Genomic DNA, 251 nt, shown 5'->3' with positions numbered 1-251 from the left:
ATTGGTCTCGACCGTACTCATCACCGTTGGAACGATCTTCTTCTACGAGGGTCGCGGATTCGTCTTCGGTGACGATTCCTGGTCGCCGGGAGCGTGGTCGTACGCCCGCGTCGAAACGTATGAGCAGCGTCTCGTCGCAAACCTCGCATTCGTCGGGTTTCCCGTAGCGCTCTGCACCCTTCTCTTGGCAATCAGGTTGCGGACCGCATCCAGGGGGCTGCGAATCTTCGCTGCGGTGGCTCCCTCGCTCC

At 61.0% G+C, this 251-nt stretch carries 1 protein-coding gene; it reads left to right on the top strand.

Translation table 11 applies throughout. From position 1 onward, the window contains the following. Window positions 1-251: hypothetical protein (locus EOD29_RS36755; protein ID WP_206520597.1), on the top strand; the 251-nt coding region annotated here is incomplete at both ends.

The sequence above is a fragment of the Mesorhizobium sp. M1A.T.Ca.IN.004.03.1.1 genome (genome assembly GCF_003997555.1).
Classification (GTDB): domain Bacteria; phylum Pseudomonadota; class Alphaproteobacteria; order Rhizobiales; family Rhizobiaceae; genus Mesorhizobium.
This window is presented reverse-complemented; position numbering and strand designations above follow the sequence as displayed.